At 74.1% G+C, this 23,362-nt stretch carries 24 protein-coding genes; 5 read left to right on the top strand and 19 right to left on the bottom strand.

Annotated elements, in window-relative coordinates:
* Nucleotides 1-23 precede the first annotated feature (23 nt).
* Together EAH89_RS16180 and EAH89_RS16175 are read right to left on the bottom strand one after the other, a co-directional pair.
* On the bottom strand, nucleotides 24-1,658 hold the full coding sequence (locus EAH89_RS16180; RefSeq protein WP_241667051.1) for a stimulus-sensing domain-containing protein: 1,635 nt from the start codon (nucleotides 1,656-1,658) through the stop codon (nucleotides 24-26).
* Nucleotides 1,659-1,778: 120 nt separating this feature from the next.
* The gene (locus EAH89_RS16175; protein WP_140884726.1) at nucleotides 1,779-2,480 is read right to left on the bottom strand and encodes a response regulator transcription factor; all 702 of its coding nucleotides are present in this window, start codon (nucleotides 2,478-2,480) and stop codon (nucleotides 1,779-1,781) included.
* A gap of 75 nt (nucleotides 2,481-2,555) precedes the next feature.
* On the opposite strand from EAH89_RS16175, the gene EAH89_RS16170 reads away from it, so the two are divergent.
* Nucleotides 2,556-3,128 carry a HugZ family pyridoxamine 5'-phosphate oxidase gene (locus EAH89_RS16170; RefSeq protein ID WP_241667050.1) on the top strand — a complete coding sequence of 191 codons (573 nt, stop codon included), beginning with the start codon at nucleotides 2,556-2,558 and terminating at the stop codon, nucleotides 3,126-3,128.
* Nucleotides 3,129-3,141: 13 nt separating this feature from the next.
* Complete coding sequence (locus EAH89_RS16165; protein WP_140884725.1) at nucleotides 3,142-3,597, top strand: DUF3237 domain-containing protein; 456 nt, start codon at nucleotides 3,142-3,144, stop codon at nucleotides 3,595-3,597.
* 8 nt (nucleotides 3,598-3,605) lie between these two features.
* Here EAH89_RS16165 and EAH89_RS16160 read toward each other — a convergent pair whose 3' ends face one another.
* Nucleotides 3,606-4,583 (bottom strand): Bug family tripartite tricarboxylate transporter substrate binding protein, encoded by a 978-nt coding sequence (locus tag EAH89_RS16160; RefSeq protein ID WP_140884724.1) that lies wholly within the window; start codon nucleotides 4,581-4,583, stop codon nucleotides 3,606-3,608.
* 272 nt (nucleotides 4,584-4,855) lie between these two features.
* Here EAH89_RS16160 and pckA point away from each other — a divergent pair, with 272 nt between their 5' ends.
* Entirely contained in the window at nucleotides 4,856-6,472 is a 1,617-nt protein-coding gene (gene pckA, locus EAH89_RS16155) for a phosphoenolpyruvate carboxykinase (ATP) (protein WP_140884723.1), read from the top strand.
* Nucleotides 6,473-6,512: 40 nt separating this feature from the next.
* On the opposite strand, the gene EAH89_RS16150 is transcribed toward pckA, so the two are convergent.
* The 11 genes from EAH89_RS16150 to EAH89_RS16100 form a co-directional block, all read right to left on the bottom strand.
* Nucleotides 6,513-7,712: a M20/M25/M40 family metallo-hydrolase gene (locus tag EAH89_RS16150; RefSeq protein ID WP_140884722.1), complete on the bottom strand. Its 1,200-nt coding sequence runs from the start codon at nucleotides 7,710-7,712 to the stop codon at nucleotides 6,513-6,515.
* Between the two features lie 61 nt (nucleotides 7,713-7,773).
* Nucleotides 7,774-8,598 carry an alpha/beta hydrolase gene (locus EAH89_RS16145; RefSeq protein WP_140884721.1) on the bottom strand — a complete coding sequence of 275 codons (825 nt, stop codon included), beginning with the start codon at nucleotides 8,596-8,598 and terminating at the stop codon, nucleotides 7,774-7,776.
* A gap of 13 nt (nucleotides 8,599-8,611) precedes the next feature.
* Nucleotides 8,612-9,313 carry an ABC transporter ATP-binding protein gene (locus EAH89_RS16140; RefSeq protein ID WP_140884720.1) on the bottom strand — a complete coding sequence of 234 codons (702 nt, stop codon included), beginning with the start codon at nucleotides 9,311-9,313 and terminating at the stop codon, nucleotides 8,612-8,614.
* Complete coding sequence (locus EAH89_RS16135; protein ID WP_140884719.1) at nucleotides 9,313-10,074, bottom strand: ABC transporter ATP-binding protein; 762 nt, start codon at nucleotides 10,072-10,074, stop codon at nucleotides 9,313-9,315. The genes EAH89_RS16140 and EAH89_RS16135 overlap by 1 nt, the downstream gene beginning before the upstream one ends.
* A complete protein-coding gene (locus tag EAH89_RS16130) occupies nucleotides 10,067-11,149 on the bottom strand; it encodes a branched-chain amino acid ABC transporter permease (RefSeq protein ID WP_140884718.1) in 1,083 nt (360 codons plus the stop codon). Before EAH89_RS16130 ends, EAH89_RS16135 begins: the two co-directional genes overlap by 8 nt.
* A 4-nt stretch (nucleotides 11,150-11,153) precedes the next feature.
* Nucleotides 11,154-12,080 carry a branched-chain amino acid ABC transporter permease gene (locus EAH89_RS16125; RefSeq protein WP_206667577.1) on the bottom strand — a complete coding sequence of 309 codons (927 nt, stop codon included), beginning with the start codon at nucleotides 12,078-12,080 and terminating at the stop codon, nucleotides 11,154-11,156.
* Between the two features lie 16 nt (nucleotides 12,081-12,096).
* Nucleotides 12,097-13,293 carry an ABC transporter substrate-binding protein gene (locus EAH89_RS16120; RefSeq protein ID WP_140884717.1) on the bottom strand — a complete coding sequence of 399 codons (1,197 nt, stop codon included), beginning with the start codon at nucleotides 13,291-13,293 and terminating at the stop codon, nucleotides 12,097-12,099.
* 71 nt (nucleotides 13,294-13,364) lie between these two features.
* Entirely contained in the window at nucleotides 13,365-14,330 is a 966-nt protein-coding gene (locus tag EAH89_RS16115) for a Bug family tripartite tricarboxylate transporter substrate binding protein (RefSeq protein WP_140884716.1), read from the bottom strand.
* A gap of 74 nt (nucleotides 14,331-14,404) precedes the next feature.
* A complete protein-coding gene (locus EAH89_RS16110) occupies nucleotides 14,405-15,256 on the bottom strand; it encodes an alpha/beta fold hydrolase (RefSeq protein WP_140884715.1) in 852 nt (283 codons plus the stop codon).
* Nucleotides 15,253-15,789 (bottom strand): 3-hydroxyanthranilate 3,4-dioxygenase, encoded by a 537-nt coding sequence (locus EAH89_RS16105; RefSeq protein WP_140884714.1) that lies wholly within the window; start codon nucleotides 15,787-15,789, stop codon nucleotides 15,253-15,255. Before EAH89_RS16105 ends, EAH89_RS16110 begins: the two co-directional genes overlap by 4 nt.
* A gap of 10 nt (nucleotides 15,790-15,799) precedes the next feature.
* A complete protein-coding gene (locus tag EAH89_RS16100) occupies nucleotides 15,800-16,780 on the bottom strand; it encodes a dihydrodipicolinate synthase family protein (RefSeq protein WP_140884713.1) in 981 nt (326 codons plus the stop codon).
* 163 nt (nucleotides 16,781-16,943) lie between these two features.
* On the opposite strand from EAH89_RS16100, the gene EAH89_RS16095 reads away from it, so the two are divergent.
* Nucleotides 16,944-18,596: a Na/Pi cotransporter family protein gene (locus EAH89_RS16095; protein WP_140884712.1), complete on the top strand. Its 1,653-nt coding sequence runs from the start codon at nucleotides 16,944-16,946 to the stop codon at nucleotides 18,594-18,596.
* An 82-nt stretch (nucleotides 18,597-18,678) separates the two neighbouring features.
* On the opposite strand, the gene EAH89_RS16090 is transcribed toward EAH89_RS16095, so the two are convergent.
* From EAH89_RS16090 to argH, 4 genes are all read right to left on the bottom strand, one after another.
* Nucleotides 18,679-20,442 (bottom strand): DEAD/DEAH box helicase, encoded by a 1,764-nt coding sequence (locus EAH89_RS16090; RefSeq protein ID WP_140884711.1) that lies wholly within the window; start codon nucleotides 20,440-20,442, stop codon nucleotides 18,679-18,681.
* 207 nt (nucleotides 20,443-20,649) lie between these two features.
* On the bottom strand, nucleotides 20,650-20,805 hold the full coding sequence (locus tag EAH89_RS31300; RefSeq protein ID WP_161993625.1) for a hypothetical protein: 156 nt from the start codon (nucleotides 20,803-20,805) through the stop codon (nucleotides 20,650-20,652).
* A gap of 9 nt (nucleotides 20,806-20,814) precedes the next feature.
* The gene (locus tag EAH89_RS16085; RefSeq protein ID WP_140884710.1) at nucleotides 20,815-21,030 is read right to left on the bottom strand and encodes a hypothetical protein; all 216 of its coding nucleotides are present in this window, start codon (nucleotides 21,028-21,030) and stop codon (nucleotides 20,815-20,817) included.
* Nucleotides 21,027-22,442, bottom strand: coding sequence for an argininosuccinate lyase (gene argH, locus EAH89_RS16080; protein WP_277753843.1), 1,416 nt, complete (start codon nucleotides 22,440-22,442; stop codon nucleotides 21,027-21,029). Before argH ends, EAH89_RS16085 begins: the two co-directional genes overlap by 4 nt.
* Nucleotides 22,443-22,463: 21 nt before the next feature.
* Between argH and EAH89_RS16075 the strand changes: the two genes are divergently transcribed.
* Nucleotides 22,464-23,027 carry a TlpA family protein disulfide reductase gene (locus tag EAH89_RS16075; RefSeq protein ID WP_140884708.1) on the top strand — a complete coding sequence of 188 codons (564 nt, stop codon included), beginning with the start codon at nucleotides 22,464-22,466 and terminating at the stop codon, nucleotides 23,025-23,027.
* Here the strand turns inward: EAH89_RS16075 and EAH89_RS16070 are convergent.
* Nucleotides 23,024-23,362: energy transducer TonB family protein (locus tag EAH89_RS16070; RefSeq protein WP_140884707.1), on the bottom strand; the 339-nt coding region annotated here is incomplete at its 5' end. The two genes, EAH89_RS16075 and EAH89_RS16070, sit on opposite strands and share 4 nt — an antisense overlap.

Genomic DNA, 23,362 nt, shown 5'->3' with positions numbered 1-23,362 from the left:
AAGCCGCTTCCCGGCCGCGGGCGTCAGGCCACCGGCAGGCGCACCACGAAGCGCGCGCCGGCGACGCTGCCGTCGGGGTTGCGCCGGTTCTCCGCCATGATCCGCCCGCCCAGCGCCTCCACGATCTGGCGCGAGATAGACAGGCCGAGGCCGGAGTGCTGCCCGAAGCGCTCGCCCTGGGGCCGCTCGGAGTAGAAGCGGTCGAAGATGCCCTCGAGCTTTGCCTCGGGGATGCCAGGCCCCTCGTCCTCGATCGCGATCTCGGCGACCGCGCCCGTCGCCCGCGCGCGCACCCGCACCTTCCCGCCCGGCGGCGAAAAGGACAGCGCGTTGCCGAGGAGGTTGCGCAGCACCTGCACCACGCGCCCCTCCACGCCGCGCACCACGAGGGAGACCGGCGCGTCCAGCTCCACGGAGGGGTCGTTCTCCCCGCGCGTCGCCGCGTGCAGCTCGGCCAGCGTGGCCAGGATGGGCGCGATGTTCACCGGCTCCGACACCGTGCGCGACAGCTCGGCGTCCACGCGGGAGCTGTCGGCGATGTCCCCGATCAGCCGGTCCATCCGCACCGCGTCCTCGGCGATGATGGCCAGCAGCCGCCGCTGCTGCTCCGGGTTCTCCACCCGGCGCAGCGTCTCGATCGCCGAGCGCACGGAGGTCAGCGGGTTGCGCAGCTCGTGCGCGACGTCGGCGGCGAAGCGCTCGTTACTGTCCACCCGGGCCCAGAGGGCGTTGGTGCCGCTCTGCAGCGCGCGGGCGAGAAGGCCGATCTCGTCCTGCCGCGCCATCAGCGGCGCCGGCACCGACCCGCCCCGCCCCTTGCCCTGCCGCATGGCGGCCGCCGATCCCGCCAGCTCCAGCATCGGCGAGGCGAGGGTGCGCGCGAGGTAGAGGGACAGGGCGACCGTGATCGCGAGCGCCATGGCAAACAGCGCGAGGACCGATCCCCGGATCTCCATCACCCGCTGGTCCACCTCCCGCGCCTCGCGGGTGAGCAGCACGATGCCGACGGGCTGGTTCGCCCGGCGCGCGGGCTCCGCGACCGAGACCAGCAGCCGCCCGTCCGCCGTGCGCCGGACATAGGGGTTCACGCCCCCCTCGAGGGCGAGCCGCAGCTCCTCCCGCCGGTCGGGGCCGAGGTCGGGCTGCCAGTCGAAGGAGGGGGCGCCCGGCGTCTCGTCCACCACCACGGCGGGGCCGCGCACGCGGGGGCGGGGGAACCAGTCGAGCACCCGCTCGTAGACGCGCCCGATCACCCCCGCGACCGGGCCGGGCTGGCTCGGCGGCGGCAGGGGCTCGGTCACGATGGCGCCGCCCGGCCCCTCCCGCACGCGGCTGTCGGCCACCAGCAGCCCGTTGTTGTCGAAGAGCTTCGCCTGGGTGCCCGTGCTCGGCTCGGTCAGGCGGCGCAGCAGGGGGCGGGCGATCTCGGGCACCAGCGTCGCGCGGTCGTCCTGGATGCGCACCCCGGCCTCGGCGATGCCGTTGGCGTAGATCCGCGCCTGGGTCCGCAGCCCCTGCACCTCGGCCGCCAGCAGCCCGTCCTGGTACTGGTCGAGGTAGAGCAGCGTCGCCACCAGCAGGAAGGGCGGCAGCATGTTGACGAGCAGGATCCGCCGCAGCAGGGGCGAGACGCGCCGGCTCGTCCGTCGCCGTTCCATGGGAACGGGCGGGGGGAGTTCGGTCGCGACGGGTCCGCTGGCATCCGGCATGGGCCCAGCATAGAGCGAAACCCGTGGCGGGGTGAGGCCGGGATAGGGGCGGCCCTGTGGCGCCGTCCGTCACGCCTCCTTGTAGCGGTACCCGATGCCGTAGAGCGTCTCGATCTGCCCGAAGCTGTCGTCCACCGCCCGGAACTTCTTCCGCACGCGCTTGACGTGGCTGTCGATGGTGCGGTCGTCCACGTAGATGTTCTCGCCATAGGCGGCGTCGATCAGCTGGTCGCGGTTCTTCACCATGCCCGGCCGCGTCGCCAGCGCCTTGACCAGCAGGAACTCCGTCACCGTCAGCTGCACCTGCTCGCCCTTCCAGGTGCAGGTGTGCTTCGTCTCGTCCAGCACGAGGTCGCCGCGCGCGATCACGCCGCCCTGGGGCGTGCCCGAGCCCTCGGCCCGGCTGGCCTCGTTCCGCCGCAGCAGGGTCCGGATCCGCTCCAGCAGCAGGCGCTGGGAGAAGGGCTTGGTGATGTAGTCGTCCGCGCCCAGGCGGAGCCCCATCAGCTCGTCCAGCTCGTCGTCCTTGGAGGTGAGGAAGATCACGGGCATGCCGCTCCGCTGGCGCAGGCGCTGGAGGAGCTCCATCCCGTCCATGCGCGGCATCTTGATGTCGAGCACCGCGAGGTCCACCGGCCGGGCCAGCAGCCCCTGCAGCGCGCTCTCCCCGTCGGTGTAGGTGCGGACCGTGAACCCCTCCTGCTCGAGCGTCATGGAGACCGAGGTGAGGATGTTGCGGTCGTCATCCACCAGGGCGATGGTGTGCGGCATCGGATGTCCTTGCAGGCCTGTCGAGGCGGTTGGACGGGGAACCCATATGGGGTTCGAAGAGGGCGGGAGGATGCCATGGCCGGGAGCGAACCGGGAGACGCCATGCCGGAGGAGGCTCCGCCTTTCGCGGGCCCCATGCCGCCGGAGGGCGGGACCGGCCCCACCGCCCGCGCCCTGATGCGCGCGGCGGGCGCCGCCACCCTCGCCACGGTCGCCGAGGGCGGGCAGCCCTTCGCCTCCCTCGTCACCCCCGCCATCGCCCCGGACGGCGCCGTCCTGCTCTGGCTCTCCACCCTGTCGGAGCACACGCGCCAGCTCGCCCGCGAGCCCCGCTGCGCCCTCATGTTCCTCGGCGAGCCCGACGGCCCCAACCCGCAGACGGCGCCGCGCGTCACCGTCACCGGCCTCGCCGAGCGGATCGAGGACCCCGGCCTCAAGGCCGTCTGGCTCGCCCGCCACCCCTACGCCGAGCTCTACGCCGACTTCGCGGATTTCGGCCTCTGGCGGATCATGCCGATGGGCGGGCAGATGGTGCTCGGCTTCGCCCGCGCCCACCGTCTGCGCGCCGCCGACCTCCGCCCCGGGCCGGACGAGGCCACCCCTCCTCCCGCCCCGGCCCCCAGCCCGGACCCCGAGGGCGTGCCGTGACCCGCTACTCCGCATGACCGGCCGCGCCGCGGACTTCGTCGGCCAGCTCGACTGCACCGTCGCCCCGCCCGTCGTCATCGGCCCGGTGCCGGGGGGCGAGCGGCGGGTCGTGCCCATCCTCGGCGGCCGCGTCGCCGGGCCGCGCCTCGAGGGCGAGCTCCTGCCGGGCGGGCTCGACACGCAGCTTATCCGCCCCGACGGCGTCACGGAGATCGAGGCGCGCTACACCATCCGCCTCGCCGACGGCGCCCTCGTCCACGTCGTGAATCGCGGCCTCCGCCACGCCGCCCCCGAGGACATGGCCCGTCTCCTCCGCGGGGAACCGGTGCCTCCCGGGCGCGTCTACTTCCGCACCGCGCCCGTCTTCGAGACCCCCTCCCCTGCCCATGCCTGGCTGCACCGGAGCCTCTTCGTCGGCTTCGGCGAGCGCCAGCCGGACCGCGTGCGGGTGCGGATCTTCTCGGTCTGAGGGCGCGGCTACTCGATCGCCCGGAAGCCGGTCGCCTTCACCACCCCGGCCCAGCGCACCGTCTCCTCCCGCATCAGGGTCCCGAACTCGGCGCCCCCGCGCGCGGCCACGCGGAAGCCCGCCTCCTGCAGGCGCGCCCGCAGCGCCGGGGCGGCCAGCGCCCGCAGCACCACCGCCTCCAGCTCGCCGCGCACCGCGGCCGGCGTCGCGGCGGGGGCGACGAGGCCGAACCAGGCGTCGAAGGCGAGGTCCGGCCGGCCCAGCTCCACCACGCTCGGCACCTCCGGCAGCAGGGCGGAGCGCACGGGCCCCGTCACCGCCAGCGCCCTGAGCCGCCCGTCCCGCACCTGGGGCGCGACGAGCGCCACGGTGCCGAACATCCCCTGCACGGCGCCGCCGAGCACCGCCGTCATGGCGTCCCCGGTGGAGCGGAAATGCGTCGGCTCCCCCTTCAGCCCCGCCTGCGCCGCGAGGATGGCCGCGCCGAAATGCCCGGGCGTGCCGGCCCCGAAGGTGCCGAGGAACACCGCCGGCTGCGACCGCCCCCAGTCGAGGTACTCGGCCAGCGTCCGCGCCGGCACGGCGGCGGGCACGACGAAGGCGAAGTCCACCGCCGCCACCTCCGCGACGGGCGCGAAGTCGCGCGCGGGGTCGTAGGGCAGGCGGGCGTAGGTGCTCGGCGCCATGGCAAGCTGCCCGACCTCGCCCAGCAGCAGCACCGAGCCGTCCGCGACCGTGCTGCGCGCCACCTCCTGCGCCGCGATGGCCCCGGCGGCCCCGGGCTTGTTGTCCACGACCACCCCGGCCGGAAGCGCCTCCCGCAGCCCCTCCGCCAGCAGCCGCGCGACCAGGTCCGGCCCGCTGCCGGGCGGGAAGCCGAGCACGAGGCGGAGCGGACGGTCGCCGATGGCGGCCCCCGCGCCGCGCGCGAGAAGGGGCAGCAGGGCCGCGCCGAGGAGGGCGGCGCGGCGGTTGGGCTGGGTCATGGACGGGCTCCCTGTCTTCTTGCGCGATCCCTATCACGAACCAGCGCGCCCGCCCGCCCTTCGCGGGGGCACCGGGAACGTAAATGTTACGCAATAAAAGGGCGAGGCATGGAAAATTAACATGGGCTTAGCGGAATAAGTAACTGCCCGGTTATTTTGCTTGAAGGCCGTTTTCGCCCTAATTTGGTCCCTGGAACCGGGGATATCCCGGCAACGCTATACCTCGTCCGCCGCGCGCCGCGGACCACGCCAGCCGGAGGCAAACGCCCAACATGACCGATTCCCGCAACGCCGCAGCCGCGTCCGGCGCCCTCTCCGGCACCGGCGTCGCCGCGCCCGCGACCGTCCACGCCAACCTCACCGCCCCCGGCCTGACCACCCACGCGCTGCGACGCAACGAGGGACGCCTCTCCGCGGACGGCGCCTTCATGGCGATCACCGGCCAGCACACCGGCCGCTCCGTGCAGGACAAGTTCGTCGCCGACGATCCCGAGGTCACGAAGGAGATCTGGTGGGGCAAGGTGAACCAGAAGCTCGACCCCGCGAAGTTCGAGGCCTTCACCACCGACGTGCGCGGCTACCTCGCGGCCCAGCCCGAGCTCTTCACCCAGGACCTCTACGCCGGCGCCGACCCCGCGCACCGCATCAAGGTCCGCCTCGTCACGCCGAACGCCTGGCACGCCATGTTCGCGCGCAACATGTTCATCCGCCCGCCGGTCGAGGAGCTCGCCTCCTTCGAGCCCGACTACGTCATCCTTCACGCGCCCGAGATGGAGGCCAAGCCCGAGCACGGCGGCCGCCCCAACTCCACGACCCTGATCGCCCTCTCCTTCGCGAAGAAGATCATCGCGGTCGCCGGCACGAGCTACGCCGGCGAGATCAAGAAGAGCATCTTTACGGTCATGAACTGGCTGCTGCCGGCCAAGGGCGTGCTGCCGATGCACTGCTCGGCGAACGTGGGCAAGGCCGGCGACACCGCGCTCTTCTTCGGCCTGTCCGGCACCGGCAAGACCACCCTGTCCTCCGACCCCGAGCGCGCGCTGATCGGCGACGACGAGCACGGCTGGACCAAGACCGGCGTCTTCAACTTCGAGGGCGGCTGCTACGCCAAGGTCATCAAGCTCTCGCGCGAGGCCGAGCCGCAGATCTGGGACGCCTCCCACCGCTTCGGCGCGGTGCTGGAGAACGTGGTGGGCGACGAGCGCGGGGTGCTCGACCTCGAGGACGGCTCGCTGACCGAGAACACCCGCTCCTGCTACCCGATCGAGTTCATCCCGAACACGCAGCCGGGCGGCATGGCCGGCCTGCCGAAGAACGTGGTGATGCTGACGGCCGACGCCTTCGGCGTGCTGCCGCCGATCTCCAAGCTCACCCCGGCCCAGGCGATGTACCACTTCATGTCCGGCTACACCGCCAAGGTCGCCGGCACGGAGAAGGGCCTCGGCAAGGAGCCGCAGGCGACCTTCTCCACCTGCTTCGGCGCCCCCTTCCTGCCGCGCCACCCCGAGGTCTACGGCAAGATGCTCGCGGAACTCATCGAGCGCGACGGCGCGCAGGTGTGGCTGGTCAACACCGGCTGGACCGGCGGCGCCTACGGCACGGGCAAGCGCATGAGCATTCAGCACACCCGCGCCCTGCTCCGCGCGGCGCTCGACGGCAGCCTCGCCAAGGTGGAATTCGTGCAGGAGCCCTTCTTCGGCCTCTCGATCCCCAAGGCCCTGCCGGGCGTGCCGGCCGAGGTGCTGAACCCCCGCGAGAGCTGGGCCGACAAGGCCGCCTACGACAAGACCGCGCGCGACCTGCAGTCCCGCTTCGAGGCGAACTTCGAGACCTTCGCGGGCGCCGTCAGCGAGGACGTCAAGAAGGCCGCCATCAAGGCCGCGGCCTGAGCCAGGACGGGGGAGGCCACCGCCTCCCCCGTTTCCCCGCCTAGGTTTCCAGCCCCGCCGTCTGCAGCAGCGTCGCGAAGGCGAGCTGCATGTCGTGCAGCGTCCGCGCGGGCTCCACGTCCACCCACTCGTCCAGCGTGTGCGCCCCGGCGCCGGCGCCCGCGCTGACGGCGATGCCGGGAATGCCGAGCGAGATCGGGATGCTCGCGTCCGTCGAGCTCGCCACCACCTTCGGCGCGAAGCCGAGCGCCCGCGTCGCGGCCGTCGCGTTCGCCACCAGCTCGCTGTCCCGGTCGATCGCGCCCGCCGGCCGGTCCCCGATCTTCGTCAGCTCCACTGTGACGGGGCCCTTGGCCGTGCTGCGCGCGGCGTTCTCGGCCTCCACCGCCCGCTGCACCACCGCCTTGAAGGCGGCGTCGAGGCGCTGGAGCTCGTCCGCGGAATCCGAGCGCAGGTCCACCTCGACCCAGACCTCGTTTGGGATGGAGTTCACGGAGGTGCCGCCGCCGATCACGCTCGCGCTGAAGGTCGTCCGCGGCTCGCGCGGCACCTCCAGGCGCGACAGCCCCGCCGTCGTCTCGGCGAGCGCGAAGGAGGGGCTGACGATGCCGAAGTCCATGAAGCTGTGCCCGCCCGGCCCCCGGAAGGTCACGCGGTAGCGCAGCGAGCCCGTGGCCCCTGACACGATCGTGCCCATGCCCATCGGCCCTTCGACCGACAGGAAGGCCGCGATCCGCCCGGCGTAGCGCCCCTTGGTGAAGAGGAACCGCACGCCGCGGAGGTCGCCCAGCCCCTCCTCGCCCACGTTGCCGACGAAGAGGATGTCGTGCTTCGTCCGCATCCCCGCCGCGTTCATCGCGCGCAGGAAGGCGAGGTTCATCGCGAGGCTCCGCGTGTCGTCCCCGACCCCCGGCGCGAAGAGCCGCGTGCCCTCGCGCCGCACCGTCAGGTCCGTGCCCGCGGGAAACACCGTGTCCAGGTGCGCGGCGACGACGACGAGCGACCCGTTGCCGAGCCCGCGCCGCAGGCCCATCACGTTGCCCTCGGCGTCCATCTCGCAGTCCTCGAGCCCCGTCTCGCGCAGCATCGCGAGATAGGCCCGCCCGCGCTCCTCCTCCCCGAAGAACGGGGCCGGGATCTCCGTCAGCCGGACAATCTCCTCGACGAAGCGTTCGTGCCCGGCCGAGAGGTGCCGCAGCGCCTCCTGGTAGACCGCGCTTCCCATCATCTGCTCGACCATCAAGAACCCCTTCGGCGCATGCCCCCGCCCATGCGACGCCCGGGCGGGCTTGTCCAGCGCCCTAGAGCCCCATCGCGCGCCGCGTTGCCTCGTGCAGCGCCCCGGGCTCGCCGAGGTCGAACACGATGTCGAAGTGGTTCGAGCGCGGGCGCGGCGGGACCACGTCCGCCGCGCAGCCGGCCTCGCGCAGGGACCGCGCGAAGTCCTCCGTCTGCCGCTTGAACTCCCCCGTCTCCGTCTCGCCATAGGCGAGCACCACCGGCAGGCCGCCCGGCAGCGGCAGCAGGGCCGGGCTGTTCCGCGCGGCCGAGGCGTCGTCGAGGCTCATCCACGCGTTGATGTGCGTCGCCGGCAACGGGCGGAGGTCGAACAGGCCCGAGAGCAGCGTGGCGCCCGCCACCGCGGGCTCCGGCAACCCGAGCGCGGCCTGCCAGCCGCCCGCCAGCAGCATCCCCGCCAAGTGCCCCCCCGCGCTGCTGCCGGCCACATGGACGCGCGACGGATCGCCCCCGAAGCGCGCGATGTTCGCGTGCACCCAGGCCAGCGCGCGCCGGCACTCGTCCACGATCCGGTCCAGGCTGGCCGCCGGCGCCAGCGTGTAGTTCACCGACACCACGCAGGCCCCCGCCGCGACGAAGGCCGGCGCCATGGAGCCCGCGTCGGCCGAATCCAGCGCGCGCCAGTAGCCGCCGTGAATGAACACCAGCACCGGCGCGCCCTCGCCCGCGGGATAGACGTCCAGCCGCTCCGGCTCCGTCGGGCCGTAGGACTGCGCGGACCAGCGCAGCACCGCCTTCGCGGCGTCGGTGCGCGCGCGGTAGGCGGCGATGATCTCCTCCACCTCCGGCGTGGTGGCGCGCGCGTTGTACTCGCGGTCGAGGTCCATGCTCCGCCCCCTGCTACACGCCGATCCAGGCGCGCACGCGCTCGGAATCGCGGTCCAGCTCGGCGCCGCTCCCGCTCCAGACCGTGCGGCCCTTCTCCAGCACCGTGTGCCGGTCCGCGAGCCGCCGCAGCGCGGCGAGCGTCTTGTCGATGATCAGGATCGCCTGCCCCTCCGCCTTCAGCGCGGCCAGGGTGGACCAGATCTCCGCGCGGATGACGGGCGCCAGCCCCTCCGTCGCCTCATCGAGGATCAGCAGGTGCGGGTTGGTCATCAGCGCGCGCCCGATCGCGAGCATCTGCTGCTCCCCGCCCGAGAGCGTGCGCGCCGACTGCCCCGCGCGCTCCTTGAGGCGCGGGAACAGCGCGAAGACGCGCGCGAGCGTCCAGGGGTTCGCGGCGCGCTCCCGGTCCGCGGCCGTGGCGACGAGGTTCTCGCGCACCGTCAGCGTCGGGAAGACCTGCCGCCCCTCCGGCACCAGCCCGATGCCCCGCCGCGCGACGCCCTCCGGCGGCAGGCCGGACACCAGCTTCCCCCGGAAGTCCACGCGCCCGCCGCGCGGCGGGTTCAGCCCCATGATGGCGCGCACCGTCGTCGTCTTGCCCATGCCGTTGCGGCCGAGCAGCGTCACCACCTCGCCCGGCCCCACCGCGAGGTTCACGTCGAACAGCACCTGCGCCGCGCCGTAGCCCGCCTGCAGGCCCTCCACCCGCAGCATCAGACCCCCTCCTCCTCGGAGAGATAGGCCGCGCGCACCTGCGGGTCTTGCCGGATCTGGTGCGGCGATCCCGAGGCGACGCAGTGGCCGTAGACGAGCACCGAGATCCGGTCCGCCAGGCTGAACACCGCGTCCATGTCGTGCTCCACCAGCAGCATCGGGATGCGCCCCTTCAGCGCGCGCAGCACCTCCGTCATGCGCAGGCTCTCGCTCGCGCCCAGCCCGGCCATCGGCTCGTCCAGCAGCAGCAGCCGCGGCCCCGTCGCCAGCGCCACCGCGAGCTCAAGCTGCTTGCGCTCCCCGTGCGAGAGATCGGCCACGGGCACCTCCCACCGCGCCTCCGCCAGCCCCACCTGGGCCAGCGCCGCCCGCGCGGGCTCGCGCAGCCGCGCGTCGCGCGCCGCGTTCCGCCAGAAGCGGAAGCCGTGCCCCGCCCGCGCCTGCACGGCGAGCGCGACGTTGCCCTCCGCCGTGTCGTCCTCCAGCAGCTGCGTGATCTGGAAGGTGCGCGACAGCCCGCGCCGCACGCGCGCGGGCGTCGACAGCGCCGTGATGTCCTCCCCCAGGAAGCGGATCGCGCCCGCGTCCGGCGTGATCTCGCCCATGATCTGCCCGATGGCGGTGGTCTTGCCCGCGCCGTTCGGCCCGATCAGCGCGTGCAGCTCCCCCGGCATCACCTCGAGGGAGAGGTCGTCGGTCGCGACCAGGCCGCCGAAGCGCTTCACCAGCCGCGCCACCGAGAGAACCGGCGCCTCAGCCATGCGGCGCCGCCCCCTCGCGCAAGGGCAGGTCGGGCGCCGCGCGGTCACCGGGCTGCACGCGCCCGGCCGGCAACTCCCCGGCCGGCAGCGCGTCCGGCGCGCGCCCGCGCATCCCCGCAATCCGCCGCACCGCCCCCATCAACCCGCCCCGCGCAAACAGCACGACCAGCACGAGGATCGGGCCGAGGATGAACTGCCAGTGCTCCGTCAGCCCCGACAGCGTGTACTCCAGCGTCACCAGCGCGGCCGCGCCCAGCGCCGGCCCCACCAGCGTGCCGAGCCCGCCGAGGATCACCATCACCATCAGCTCGCCCGACTTCGTCCAGTGCATCATGTCCGGCGAGACGAAGCGCGCCTGGTTCACCATCAGCGCCCCCGCCATGGCCGCCCCCATCCCCGCGATGACGAAGGCCACGAGCTTGTAGGGGTAGGTCCGCACCCCGATCGCGGCCATCCGCCGCTCCCCCTGCCGGATGCCCGCCAGCACCCGCCCGAAGCGCGAGCGCGACACCCGGTCCATCAGGAACAGCCACGCCGCCAGCAGCCCGAGGGAGATCCAGTAGAGCGTCGCGGGATCGCGGAGGTTCAGGCCGAAGACCGGGGCCACCCGGCGGATCGCGAGCCCGTCGTCGCCGCCATAGGCCTTCAGCGAGACGAAGAGGAAGAACAGCATCTGCGCGAAGGCGAGCGTGATCATGATGAACTGCACGCCCGAGGTCCGCAGCGACAGCGCCCCAATCACCAGCGCCCCCAGCCCGCCCACGAGGATCGCCAGCGGCAGCGTCACCAGCAGGTCGTTGCTGCCGGGAATCACGCCCAGGAACGCCTCCCCCGAGACGTAATGCGCGTAGAGGATGCCCACCACGTAGCCACCCAACCCGTAATAGGCGGCGTGCCCGAAGGAGACGAGCCCGCCGCCGCCCAGCAGCAGGTTCAGCGAGGAGGCCGCAATCGCGTAGATCGCGATGCGCGTGGCCAGCGCCACGGTCGCCGGGCTGTCCAGCATCGGCGCCACCACCGGCACAAAGGCGGCCAGCGCCAGCAGCAGCACCGCCCAGGCCCGCTCGTCCTTCATCACGCTACGCATGGGCGGGGAACAGCCCGCGCGGCTTGGCCAGCAGCACCAGCGCCATCAGCAGGTAAACTCCCATCGAGGCGAGCCCCGCCCCCAGCGCGTCCGCCTCCGACCCCGCCATCACCTGCCGCAGCAGGCCCGGCACGTAGGCGCGCAGGAGCGTGTCCACGATGCCCACCAGCACCGCGCCGAACAGCGCGCCGCGCACGGAGCCGATGCCGCCGATCACCACCACCACGAAGGTGAGGATGAGGATGCTCTCGCCCATGCCGACCTGCACCGACAGGATCGGCCCCGCCATCAGCCCGGCCAGCCCCGCCAGCAGCGCCCCCAGCCCGAAGACGAGCGTGTAGAGCAGCCGGATGTCCACGCCGAGCGCCCGCACCATCTCCCGGTGCGTCGCCCCCGCGCGCACGAGCATCCCGATCCGCGTCTTCTGGATGAGAAGGTAGAGCCCGAGCGCAACGCCCAGCCCCACGGCGATGATCAGCAGCCGGTAGACGGGGTAGTCCACCCCCGGCAGCACCCGCACCGCGCCCCGCAGCCCCTCCGGCACGTTCACGAAGAGCGGCTGCCGCCCGAAGAGCAGCACCGTGCCCTCGTTGAAGAAGAGGATCAGCCCGAAGGTCGCCAGCACCTGGTCGAGGTGGTCGCGCGCGTAGAGCCGCCGCAGCACCGCGAACTCCACCACCATCCCCACCAGGGCCGCCGCCGCCAGCCCGGCCAGCAGCGCCAGCCAGGGCGAGCCCGTGGCGGTCGCCGTCACCGCCGCCGCGTAGGCGCCAACCATGTAGAGCGAGCCGTGGGCGAGGTTGATCACGCCCATGATCCCGAAGACCAGCGTGAGCCCCGCCGCCAGCAGGAACAGCGTGACGCCGAGCTGCACGCCGTTCAGCAACTGCTCCAGCAGCAGCGCCACGCCGGGGGTCATGCCAGGACGTGCCCGTTCAGAACTTGCACTGCGCGGAGTAGGCGTCCCCGTGGTCGGTCAGCACCCGGTCCTTCGTCACCAGCGCCGGCTTGCCCGCCACGTTCTCCACCTTTAGCGCCCACCAGTCCTGCACGGGGTGGTTGTTCGGCCCGAAGGTGAACTTGCCGCGCGTGCTCTCGAATTTCGCGGGCGTCATCGCGCGGTAGAAGGCCTCAGTGTCGTCGACCTTGCCGCCGGTTCCCTTCAGCGCCGCGCCGATCGCCAGCGCCGCGTCGAAGCTCTGCTGCGCGTAGAAGGTCGGCATCCGGTTGTACTTCCCCTGGAACGCCGCCACGAAGCGCTTGCTCGGCTCGTTCGGGAAGTCGCTGTTCCAGTGGCTGGTGAGGTTCACGCCCACGGCCGCGTCGCCGACCGCCGCCAGCGTCGTCGCGTCCATCGACGGCGCGGCGAGCGTCATCGGCAGGTTCGCCATCAGCCCCGCCTGGATGTACTGGCGCAGGAAGGCGATGCCGAGCCCGCCCGGGTGGAACTGGTAGACGCCGTCCGGCGCCGCGGCGCGGATCTGCGCCATCTCGGCCGCGTAGTCCGTCTGGTCGAGGCGCGTGTAGACCTCGCCCGCGATCGTGCCCTTGTAGAGCCGCTTGAACCCCGTCAGCGCGTCCCGCCCCGCCTGGTAGTTCGGCGCGAGGATGAACATCCGCTTCTGGCCGAGGTTGGTCGCGAGCTGCCCCGCGCTCTCGTGCAGGCTGTCGTTCTGCCAGGCGATGGACCAGAAGTTCTTGTTGCACTCCTTCCCCGCGAGGTTCGAGGGCGAGGCGTTGGGCGAGACGTAGATCCCGCCCGCGTCCAGCACGTCCGGCGCCACGGCGCCGAGCACGTTGGAGAAGACGATCCCCGTCAGCAGCTTGATGCGCTCGTTCTTCATGAAGCGCTCGGCCACCTGCTTGCCCTGGCCGGGCCGCAGCCCGTCGTCCTCGACCAGCAGCTGCACGGCCGCGCCGCCGAGCTTGCCGCCCTCCATGGCCATCGCGAGCTGGAAGGCGTCCCGGATGTCGGCGCCGATGTAGCTTCCCGCGCCCGAGAGCGTCGTGATCATCCCGATCTTCAGCGGCGCCCCCTGCGCCAGCGCCGGGCGCGACAGGGAGGACGCGGCGATCGGCGCGAGCCCGAGGGCGGCGCCCGAGGCGAGAAGACCGCGGCGATGGATCGTCATGGGAAGCCTCCGTTCGTTTCATTGAAGCTTAAAGGACTTCGTCGCGGCCCGTCCATCGGAACCTCGGCCCCCTACTCGACCCGCGCGCCCGAGACCCGCACCAGCTCCCCCTTGGCCGCGAAGTCCGCCGCGATCATCTCGGCCGAGACCTCGGGCGTCGCCGCGTGGACGGTGTAGCCGTTCGGGGCCAGGTGCCGGTCCCGGATCACCGGCTCCTCCAGCGCCGCCGCCACGTCCTGCTGGATGCGCGACCGCAGCGCCGCCGGCGTGCCCGCCGGCGCGAAGAGGCCGAACCAGGTGCGCGGGTCGGCCTCGGGGTAGCCGGCCTCGATCAGCGTCGGCACCTCGGGAAGCAGCGAGAGCCGCGTGGGCCGCCCCACCGCCAGCGCCCGCAGCGCCCCCGTCGCCAGGAACTCGCGCGCGGAGGCGACGCCGGCCAGCGTCCCCTGCACCTCGCCCGCCACCGTCGCCAGCACCGCCGGCGTCAGCCCGCGATAGGCGACCCCCGCGATCTCAATCCCCTCCCGCGCCTTGAGGCTCTCGAACAGCAGGTGCGGCTGGCTGCCCGGGCCGTAGGAGCCGTAGTTCAGCGCCCCCGGACGGGCCCGCGCCGCCGCCACCAGCCCCGCCAGGTCCCGCGCCGGCACGGCGGGGTTCACCAGCACCATCTGGTGCACGTCCAGCAGGTAGGAGACGGGGACGAGGTCGCGCATCGGGTCGTGCGGCAGCCGCGCGTGGATATGCGGATTCGCGGTGATCGAGGAATCGGAGGTCATCAGCAGCACGTGCCCGTCCGGCGCCGCCTTCGCGACCGCGTCCGTGCCGGGGATGGTCGCGCCGCCCGGCCGGTTGTCCACCGTCACCGTCTGCCGCCACGTCACCGAGAGGCGGTCCGCCAGCGCGCGGGCCAGCGCGTCCAGCCCGCCGCCGGGCGGGTAGGGCACGACGATCCGCACGGGCCGGTCGGGCCAGGCGGGCTGCGCCAGAGCGGGCCTGGCCAGGAAGGGCGCGGCGAGAAAAAGGCGCCTCGGGAGCATCGCGGTGGTCCTCCACAATCCAGCGCTGCAGGTTCCGGGCCACGCCCCGCGCCGGGCGGTCAGAAGCCGGGCGGTCAGAACAGGTGCCGCTCCAGCCGCGCCACCGTGTCGGCGGGGGCCTCCAGCTTCGCCTGGTGCCCGACGCCCGGCTGCACCGCCAGCACCGCGCCGGGAATGGCGTCGGCCAGCGCCCGGCTGACCTCGGGCGGGTTCACCCGGTCCTCCGCCCCCACCAGCACGAGGGTCGGCGCCCGGATGCGCGGCGCGAAGTCCAGCGTGTCCGTCGCGTCGCTCGCCCGGGCCGAGCGCATCAGCCCCTTCGCGTGGGTCGCCGCCAGGGACCCCCGCACCCATTCCGCCACCGCCTCCGGCGTGCCGGGCGCGACGAGGTTCGCCCAGCGCTTCCGCGCCAGCGCCATGCCGCCCTCGGCCACGCTCTCGGCCCGCATCGCCAGCATCCGCGCCCGCTCGGCCTCCGGCTTCCAGCGCTGCCCGCGCGACGCCCCGAGCAGCGCCAGCCGGCCCACCCGCGCCGGGTGCTCCGCCGCCATCACCGCCCCCACCATCGACCCGAAGGAGGAGCCCACCACATGCGCCCGTCCGATCCCCAGCGCGTCCAGCAGCGCGACCGCCGCCCGCGCGTAGTCGGTGGCCGCCGGCGCCTCCGCCGCGAAATCCGCGGAGAGCCAGTAGCCCGGCGCGTTCCAGGCGATCACCCGCGCCCGCCGCGCCAGCGCCGGCAGCACGAAGCGCCAGCCCGTGGCGTTGGAGCCGATGCCGTGCATCAGCAGCACCGCCTCCGGTCCTTCCCCCGCCTCCATGAACGACATCCGCCCGTGCTCGAGGCCGAGCGCCCCCGCGTCCAGCTCCGCGAAGCGCGTCTCGGGCAGGGGCGGCGCCTCGCTGCCGTCGGGGTGGCGGATCACAGGCTCACCCAGCCCTCCGGCGGCGTCTTGCCGGGGTGCAGCGCGCCGCAGCGCGGGCAGGTCCGCTTCGCCTCGCTCGCGTAGAACTCGGCATAGAGCGGCGGCAGGTCCTTCACGATGTCCGTCACCACCAGTTCGATCCGGTGGACGCGGCCGTTGCACGTGAAACAGTACCACTCGAAGGCGTCCTTCGACCCCTCGGGCCGCCGCCCCTCGACCACCAGCCCCACCGACCCCGGCTGCGGGCGCTGGGGCGAGTGCGGGGTGTGCTTGGGCAGCAGGAAGACCTCCCCCTCGCGGATCGGGATGTCCTGGATGCGGCCGTCGAGATACACCTTCAGCACCATGTCGCCGCGCAACTGGTAGAAGAACTCCTCCACGGGGTCGTCGTGGAAGTCGACGCGCTGGTTCGGCCCGCCGACGATCTGCACCACCGTCTCCGCGTCCTCGAAGAGCAGCTTGTTGCCGACGGGCGGCTTCAGCAGGTGCTCGTTCGCCGCGATCCAGGCCTTGAAGTCGAACGGCTTCCTCATCGCTTCTCCCCTATTCCGCCGCCTGCCGCACCGGCCGCAGCCCGCAGCCCTCGAAGGCCGCCCGCGTCGCCGCCCGCTCCGCCTCGGTCAGGTCCAGCATCGGTCGCCGCACGGGCCCGCCCGCCTGGCCCAGCAGTTCCATCCAGTACTTCGTGTGCGCCGGCGGCTTGCCGCCCGGCTTGGTGGAGCGGATGGCCTGCCGCACCGGGGCCAGGCTGTCGAAGACCCGCCGCGCCGCCTCCGCCCGCCCGGCGAAGGCCAGGTCCGTGTACTCCCGCATCCGGGTATCCCCTGCCGCCTGGAGCATCGCGGGCGGGGAGGAGCAGAGATAGAGCCGCCATCCCAGCTCGAGGATGTTGTCCAGCCACTCCTCCTCGCTCGCCGTGCTCACCAGCAGCGCGTCCCCGGCGCGGCGGGACAGCTCCGAGTACATCGCCCGCGGCACGGAGTACTTGATCGCCACCACGCTCGGGATCCCGGCGATGCGCAGGCAGAGGTCCGGGCTCATCAGGTAGCCGCTGTCCGGGTGCGACCACAGGGCGATGCCGAGCCGCGTCCGCTCGGCGATGTGGCGGTAGTAGGCGACCAGCGTCTCGTCGCGATCGTGCAGGAAGTGCAGCACCGGGGCGTGCACCACGATGAAGTCGGCGCCGCAGCCCTCCGCGTGCGCCGCCAGCTCCAGCACCGTGTCGAGGTTCTGGTCGGAGCAGGACATGATCGTCCCCTTGCCGCAGGCCCGCGCCACCTCCGCCGCCACCGTGAACAGCCGCTTCCGCTCCGCGACTGAGAGCGAGAAGAACTCCCCCTGCTTGCCCGCCACGAAGACCCCGTCCACGCCCAGCTCGGTGAACCAGTGCCGCAGGTTGGCCCGGAACCCTGCCTCGTCGACGGACCGGTCCGCCCGCATCGGGGTGGGCGCCGCGCACCAGAGGCCGCGCAGGTGGGCGCGGGCGAATTCCTTGGCGCCCGCCCGGTCATAGGTCCCGCTCATGGCCGCTCCCCGGGGTTGAGGGGCGCAGCCTATCGGCAGGGGCGGCGTCGGGGGAAGCCCGGGCGGCGTGCAGCCTTCCACGCCGCCATGCCCGGCCTTCCACATCCCGCGTGCAATCCGGCGGGCGGCGCGCCTATATGGTACGCTTTACCGGGAGGCCCGATTGGACGCACTCCGACTGCTGATCGAACTCGCGGGGGAGGCCGCCCTTCTCCTCTTCGGCCTGCACCTCGTGCAGCGCGGCGTGGAGCGCGCCTTCGGGGCCAACCTCCGCCGCACGGTCGGCGTCGCCCTCGGCTCCCGCCCCCGCGCCTTCCTCGCCGGCCTCGGCGTCACCGCCGCCCTACAGAGCAGCACCGCCGCCGCCCTCATGGTGGGGGGCCTCGCCGCCCGCGGCACCCTCGGCCTGGAACCCGCGCTCGCCGCCATGCTCGGCGCCAACGTGGGCACGGCGCTGATCGTCCAGCTCCTCTCCTTCGACGTCCGCGCGGTCTTCCCCGCCCTCCTCTTTCTCGGCTGGGCCGCCTACCGCCGCCAGGCGCTGCGCCAGCGCGAGGCCGGGCGCGCCGTGATGGGGCTCGGCCTCATGCTCGCGGCCCTGCACCTCATGCTCGACAGCATGGCGCCCCTCCAGGCCTCCCCGGCCTTCCGGGAGGTGCTGCACCTCCTCGCGGGGTCGCCGCTGCTGAACCTGCTCGTCGCGGCCGCCCTCGCCTGGGCCATGCACTCCTCGGTCGCGGCCGTGCTCCTCGTGGGCTCGCTCGCCGGGGCCGGCGCGCTGACGCCCGAGGCCGCGGTCGCCATGGTCGTCGGCGCCAACCTCGGCAGCGCCGTCACCCCCGTGCTCGCGGCCCGCGGGGACGCGCGGGACCTCTCGCGCCAGCGCCTGCCGCTGGGCAACCTCCTCAACCGCGCGGCGGGAGCCCTCCTCGCCCTCGCGCTCCTCGGCCCGCTCACCGCGGCGCTGCACGCGCTCGACCCCGCGCCGGCGCGGCTGGTCGCCAACGCGCACCTCGCCTTCAACCTCCTCCTCGCGGCCGCGACGCTCCCGCTCCTCGCGCCCTTCGCCCGCGCCCTCGCCCGCCTCCTCCCCGCGCCGCCCGCCGCGGCCGACGCTGCCGCGCCCCGCTACCTCGACACCGAGGCCTTCGCGACCCCCGCCGTCGCCCTCGCCAACGCCGCGCGCGAGGCGCTGCGCATCGCGGACGAGGTCGAGGCCATGCTGCGCGACGCCGCCGCCGCGCTGCGCCGCGCCGACATCGAGCGCGCCCGCGCCACCGCCCGGCGCGACGACGTCGTGGACAACCTCCACCACGCCGTCCACGCCTACCTCGCGGCCCTGCCGCGGGAGGACCTCACCCCCGCCGAGGCCACGCGCCTCGAGGAGATCCGCGACCTCGCCATCGTCCTCGAGCACGTCGGCGACATCGTGGAGCGGGGCCTCGCCCGCCACGCCACCCGCGCCGCCCGCCGCGGCACGCAGCTCCCGCCCGCCCTCGCGGACGAGCTCGCCGCCCTCTACGGCCGCGCCATCGCCCAGCTCCGCCTCGCGGTCGCGGTCTTCATGGGCGGGGACACGGCGGCCGCCCGCCAGCTCGTCGTGGAGAAGGAGGCCTGGCGCCGGGCCGAGCGCGACGCCGCCGACCGCCTCGGCCGCAGCGCCGACGACGCCTCCGCCGCCACCGCCCGCCTGGCGCTGGACGTGACGCGCGACCTCAAGGGCATCGCCGGCCACCTCGCCGCCCTCGCCCACCCGCTGCTGGAGCGCGAGGGGCTGCTGCGGGTCAGCCGGCTGCGGCGGGCGCCGGCGGCCTGAGAGAGGCGCGGCCTCCCGAGGACGCCGCGCACAAAAAAAGGGCGGCGGGTCTCCCCGCCGCCCCTTCGATCAGAACCCGGTGTCAGGCCCGGCGGTGCTTCGGCGCGCGCGGGGCGCTGCTCCGCGGCAGCGGCTGCATGGCCTCGACCCGGATATGCGCGTCGTCCGCGCCGGGCTTGCGGGCGTTGGCCGCGAAGTGCGCGGCGGCGTAGGGGGCCACCTCCACCTGCGTCTCGCGCCCGAGGATGCGGATGCGCCCGATCTCCGCGCGGGAGACGTCGCCGCGCTTGCACAGGAAGGGCAGCAGCCAGCGCGGGTCCGCCTGGCCGTCGCGGCCGACGTTGAGGCGGAACCACGCGCCCTCGGAGGGCGGCGGCGGGCCGCCGGCGTCGCGCGGGCCGTCCACCGGGCGGCGGGCGCGCTCGGCGGTGACGGAGGTGAGCTCCTCCGGCGCCGGCAGGGGCGCGCGCATGAGCTTCACCAGCGCCGTCGCGAGCGCCAGCGGGTCGGCGGCGGCGGGCTTTTCGGCGGGGGCCTCCCCGGCCGGGCGGCTCCAGGAGGCGTCGTCGTTGCTCGGCGCGGGGGCGCCGGTCAGCGTCGCGCCCGGCAGGGCCGCGCCGACGAGGCTCCGAGCGATCGCGAGATCCTCCTCGGCGGGCTCCTCGGTCAGCAGGTCGCGGGCCTTGGCGGCGATGCGCTCGGCGTCCTTGGCGCGGACCGCCTCGGCGGAGGGCGCCGGGCCCCAGACCGCCTCGACGCGGGCCGTCGAGAGAAGGCGCTCGGCGATGCGGCGGCGGGAGGGCGGCACGATGAGCAGGCTGGTGCCCTTGCGCCCCGCGCGGCCCGTGCGGCCGGAGCGGTGCAGCAGCGTGTCGGGGTCGCGCGGCAGCTCCGCGTGGATGACGAGGTCGAGCTCCGGCAGGTCGATGCCGCGGGCGGCCACGTCGGTCGCCACGCAGATCCGCACGTGCCCGTCGCGCAGGCTCTGCAGCGCGCGGGTGCGCTCCGCCTGGGACAGCTCGCCCGAGAGGGCCACGGTCGCGAAGCCGCGCTCGGAAAGGTTGCCGTGCAGGCGGGAGACGGCGGCGCGGGTGGCGCAGAACACCATCGAGATCGGCGCGTCCTCGAGGCGCAGCGCGTTCACCACCGCGCGCTCCACGTCGCCGGAGGCCACGAGGGCGGCGCGGTAGGTGATGTCGCCGTGCGGCTCGTCGCCCGAGGTCGCCTCGATGCGCAGCGCGTCGCGCTGGAACTGCTTCGCCATCTGCGCGATCGGGCGCGGCACGGTGGCGGAGAAGAGCAGCGTGCGGCGCGCCTCCGGCAGGGCGCCGAGGATCGCCTCCAGCTCCTCGCGGAAGCCGAGGTCGAGCATCTCGTCGGCCTCGTCGAGCACGACGACGCGCACGGCCTCGGTCTTGAGGTTGCCGCGCTCGATGTGGTCGCGCACGCGGCCGGGGGTGCCGACCGCGATGTGCACGCCGGCCGACAGCGCGCGGCGCTCGGCGACGGGGTCCATGCCGCCGACGCAGGAGGCGATGCGCCCGCCCGAGGGGCCGTAGAGCCAGGTGAGCTCGGTCTTCACCTGCAGCGCCAGCTCGCGCGTCGGCGCGACGATGAGGGCCAGCGGGTGGCCGGGCGCGGGCAGGCGCGGGGCCTCGCCCAACAGGTCGCCGGCCATGGCGAGGCCGTAGGCGACGGTCTTGCCGGACCCGGTGCGGGCGGAGACCAGCAGGTCGCGGCCCGCGGTGCCGTCCGCGAGGACCGCGGCCTGGACCGGGGTGGGGGTGGCGTAGCCGCGGGCGGACAGCGCGTCGCGCAGCGGCGGGGGCAGGGAATCGAATGACATCGTCAGGCGTCCATGAAGAAGGGGCGCCTGATCGCGGCTCCGGCGTGCGTCAGGGCACGTCGTGGCGCGGGGGGGCGGCGCGTTCGGGGGCCGGGGGCGAGTGTCCTCCCCGGAAGCCGCCATATCGGCCCTTCACGCGCCGGGAACAACCGGTGGCTTCGCATCCCAGCCCTGCAAGCCCGCGAAAACCGCCCCGGCGCCCCCCTCTCACCGCCGGTAGAGCACGAAGCCGAGGACGAGCGCGGAGGAGGCCGCCCCCGCCGCCTGGCCCGCCCGCGGCGTGTCGCCGGCGGCCGCGAGGACGAGGGTCGCCACCACCCCCAGGCCGCCCGCGGCCATCAGCAGCAGCGCGAGGCTCCGCACGGCCGCGCCCTAGCGGGTGATGCCCGGCCGCTCCAGCGGCAGCTCGCCCCCGCTGGCGGGCGCGGGGCTGGGCGTCGCGGGCGGGAAGTAGGGGTAGGAGCGGGGATAGACGATCCTCTCCGGCGGCCCCTTCGCCCGCACCGGCCCGACGCGGCCGCAGCCGGGCAGGACGAGGGCGGCGGCGAGCGCGAGCAGGGCCGCGGCGCGGGCCGGCCGCGCCCTCATGCCAGGCGCTCCAGCCAGTCCTTCGCCATGGCCGCCACGTTCCCCGGCGCCGTGCCGCCGTGGGAGGTGCGGGAGCGGACGGAGGCCGCCACCGAGAGCACGCCGAAGACGCCGTCGGTGATGCGCGGCTCCACCGCCTGCATCTCGGTGATGGTGAGGCCCGCGAGGTCCACCCCCATGCCCTCGGCCTTGGCGACGAGGCGGCCGGTGGCGTGGTGGGCGTCGCGGAAGGGAAGCTTCAGCTCCCGCACCAGCCAGTCCGCGAGGTCGGTGGCCGTCGAGAAGCCGGCGCCGGCGGCCTCCTGCATCCGGCCGACCACGGGCTGCAGGTCCCGCACCATGCCGGCGGTCGCGGCCAGCGCGAGGGCGAGGTTCTCGGCGGCGTCGAAGATGCCCTCCTTGTCCTCTTGCATGTCCTTCCCGTAGGTCAGCGGCAGGCCCTTCATGACCGTCAGCAAGCCGACCAGCGCGCCGGTGATCCGCCCGGGCTTGGCCCGCACCAGCTCCGCCGCGTCCGGGTTGCGCTTCTGCGGCATGATGGAGGAGCCGGTGGTGAAGGCGTCGCTCAGCTTCACGAAGTTGAAGTAGGGGTTCGTCCAGATCACCACCTCCTCCGCGAAGCGCGAGAGGTGGGTCGCGCAGATCGCGCAGGCCGAGAGGAACTCGAGCGCGAAGTCGCGGGAGGCCACGGAATCGAGGCTGTTGCGCGTGGGCCGGTCGAAGCCGAGCGCCTCCGCGGTCATGTGGCGGTCGATCGGGAAGCCCGTGCCGCAGAGGGCGGCGGCGCCGAGCGGGCTCTCGTTCAGCCGCGCCCGGCAATCCGCCAGCCGCCCGCGGTCGCGGGACAGCATCTCGACATAGGCGAGCAGGTGGTGGCCGAAGGTGGTGGGCTGCGCGGGCTGGAGGTGCGTGAAGCCCGGCATCACCGTGCCCGCGTGCTCGGCCGCGCGCTCCGCGAAGGCGCGCATCACGTCCGCGACCTGGGCGTCCAGCCCGTCGATCGCGTCCCGCGTCCAGAGGCGGACGTCGAGCGCCACCTGGTCGTTGCGGCTGCGCGCGGTGTGCAGGCGCTTGCCGGCCTCGCCGATGCGCTCGGTCAGGCGGGCCTCGATGTTCATGTGGATGTCCTCCAGCGCCTCGCTGAAGGGAAAGCCGCCCGCTTCGATCTCGGCGCCGATGGCCGTCAGCCCCTCGCGGATCGCGGCCTCGTCGTCCGCGGAGATGATCCCCACATGCGCGAGCATGGCGGCATGGGCGAGGCTTCCGCGGATGTCCTGGCGCCACATCTTGCGGTCGAAGCCGATGGAGGCGTTGATCGCCTGCATGATGGCGGAGGGGCCGGCGGCGTAGCGGCCGCCCCAGGCCGAGTTAACGTCGGCGGCGTTGGCGATGTTCGGCTGGTCGTCGGGCACGGGCGAGGAGGTCTCTCGGTGATGGATTACGGCCGTCGCGGCCATCTGGCCCTCACAGCGGGCCTCTTCTCGGGCGGGACACTAGGCGCGGGCCTCGCGCCCCGTCCAGCGCGGGCGCAAGGCACGGGCACGCTGCGGGTGGAGGGGCCGAAGCCCCTGCCCGCCCTCGCCCTGACCGACCCGGAGGGCGCGAGGCGCGAGATCCCCTTCTTCGCGGGCAAGGGAATCGTGCTGAACCTCTGGGCCACCTGGTGCCCGCCCTGCGTGGAGGAGATGCCGGCGCTCGACCGGCTCGCGGGGCTGGTGGCCGGCGACGGCATCCTCGTCGTCCCCGCCTCCTCGGACCGCGGCGGGCGCGCGATGGTGGAGCCCTTCTACGCGCGCACGGGGGTGAGGAACCTCGGCGTCTGGCTCGACCCCAACTCGGCCGCGACCCGCGCGCTCGGCGCCCGCGGCCTGCCGACGACGGTGCTGATCGACCGCCAGGGGCGGGAGCGCGCCCGGCTGGAGGGCGGCGCCGCCTGGGACGGCGACGCGCTGCTGGCCGAGGTGCGGCGGCTCTGCGGGGACGGGACGGCAGCCTAGCGCAGCACGAAGCGGATCGGCACCACCAGCTCCATCGTCGCGTCCGGCCAGTCCGCGGGAAGCGGCGGCAGGCTGCTCGCGCGGGACGGCATCGATTCCGCCTCCGCGTCCAGCTCGCCGTCGCCCGAGCTGCGGGCGAGCCGCGCCGTGACCACCGACCCGTCGCGCCGCATCGTGAAGCGCACCATGGCCACCCCCTCCGACCGGCGGGACCGCGCGCCCGAGGGGTAGCGCTGCACCCGCGCCAGCGCCTGCTGGATGAGGGCGCTGTAGCTCGGCGAGATCGCGGCGCGCGGCGCGGCGGGCGCCGCGGGCGCCGGCGCCGGCGCGGCCGG

It is taken from the genome of Muricoccus nepalensis, assembly GCF_006438825.1.
Lineage (GTDB): Bacteria > Pseudomonadota > Alphaproteobacteria > Acetobacterales > Acetobacteraceae > Roseomonas > Roseomonas nepalensis.
This window is presented reverse-complemented; position numbering and strand designations above follow the sequence as displayed.

Bases quoted from the DNA above. Each gene is read 5' to 3' on its own strand.
- EAH89_RS16180 (WP_241667051.1), bottom strand. From the start codon at position 1,658: ATGGAACGGCGACGGACGAGCCGGCGCGTCTCGCCCCTGCTGCGGCGG.
- EAH89_RS16175 (WP_140884726.1), bottom strand. From the start codon at position 2,480: ATGCCGCACACCATCGCCCTGGTGGATGACGACCGCAACATCCTCACC.
- EAH89_RS16170 (WP_241667050.1), top strand. From the start codon at position 2,556: ATGGCCGGGAGCGAACCGGGAGACGCCATGCCGGAGGAGGCTCCGCCT.
- EAH89_RS16165 (WP_140884725.1), top strand. From the start codon at position 3,142: ATGACCGGCCGCGCCGCGGACTTCGTCGGCCAGCTCGACTGCACCGTC.
- EAH89_RS16160 (WP_140884724.1), bottom strand. From the start codon at position 4,583: ATGACCCAGCCCAACCGCCGCGCCGCCCTCCTCGGCGCGGCCCTGCTG.
- pckA (WP_140884723.1), top strand. From the start codon at position 4,856: ATGACCGATTCCCGCAACGCCGCAGCCGCGTCCGGCGCCCTCTCCGGC.
- EAH89_RS16150 (WP_140884722.1), bottom strand. From the start codon at position 7,712: ATGGTCGAGCAGATGATGGGAAGCGCGGTCTACCAGGAGGCGCTGCGG.
- EAH89_RS16145 (WP_140884721.1), bottom strand. From the start codon at position 8,598: ATGGACCTCGACCGCGAGTACAACGCGCGCGCCACCACGCCGGAGGTG.
- EAH89_RS16140 (WP_140884720.1), bottom strand. From the start codon at position 9,313: ATGCTGCGGGTGGAGGGCCTGCAGGCGGGCTACGGCGCGGCGCAGGTG.
- EAH89_RS16135 (WP_140884719.1), bottom strand. From the start codon at position 10,074: ATGGCTGAGGCGCCGGTTCTCTCGGTGGCGCGGCTGGTGAAGCGCTTC.
- EAH89_RS16130 (WP_140884718.1), bottom strand. From the start codon at position 11,149: ATGAAGGACGAGCGGGCCTGGGCGGTGCTGCTGCTGGCGCTGGCCGCC.
- EAH89_RS16125 (WP_206667577.1), bottom strand. From the start codon at position 12,080: ATGACCCCCGGCGTGGCGCTGCTGCTGGAGCAGTTGCTGAACGGCGTG.
- EAH89_RS16120 (WP_140884717.1), bottom strand. From the start codon at position 13,293: ATGACGATCCATCGCCGCGGTCTTCTCGCCTCGGGCGCCGCCCTCGGG.
- EAH89_RS16115 (WP_140884716.1), bottom strand. From the start codon at position 14,330: ATGCTCCCGAGGCGCCTTTTTCTCGCCGCGCCCTTCCTGGCCAGGCCC.
- EAH89_RS16105 (WP_140884714.1), bottom strand. From the start codon at position 15,789: ATGAGGAAGCCGTTCGACTTCAAGGCCTGGATCGCGGCGAACGAGCAC.
- EAH89_RS16100 (WP_140884713.1), bottom strand. From the start codon at position 16,780: ATGAGCGGGACCTATGACCGGGCGGGCGCCAAGGAATTCGCCCGCGCC.
- EAH89_RS16090 (WP_140884711.1), bottom strand. From the start codon at position 20,442: ATGTCATTCGATTCCCTGCCCCCGCCGCTGCGCGACGCGCTGTCCGCC.
- EAH89_RS16085 (WP_140884710.1), bottom strand. From the start codon at position 21,030: ATGAGGGCGCGGCCGGCCCGCGCCGCGGCCCTGCTCGCGCTCGCCGCC.
- EAH89_RS16075 (WP_140884708.1), top strand. From the start codon at position 22,464: ATGGATTACGGCCGTCGCGGCCATCTGGCCCTCACAGCGGGCCTCTTC.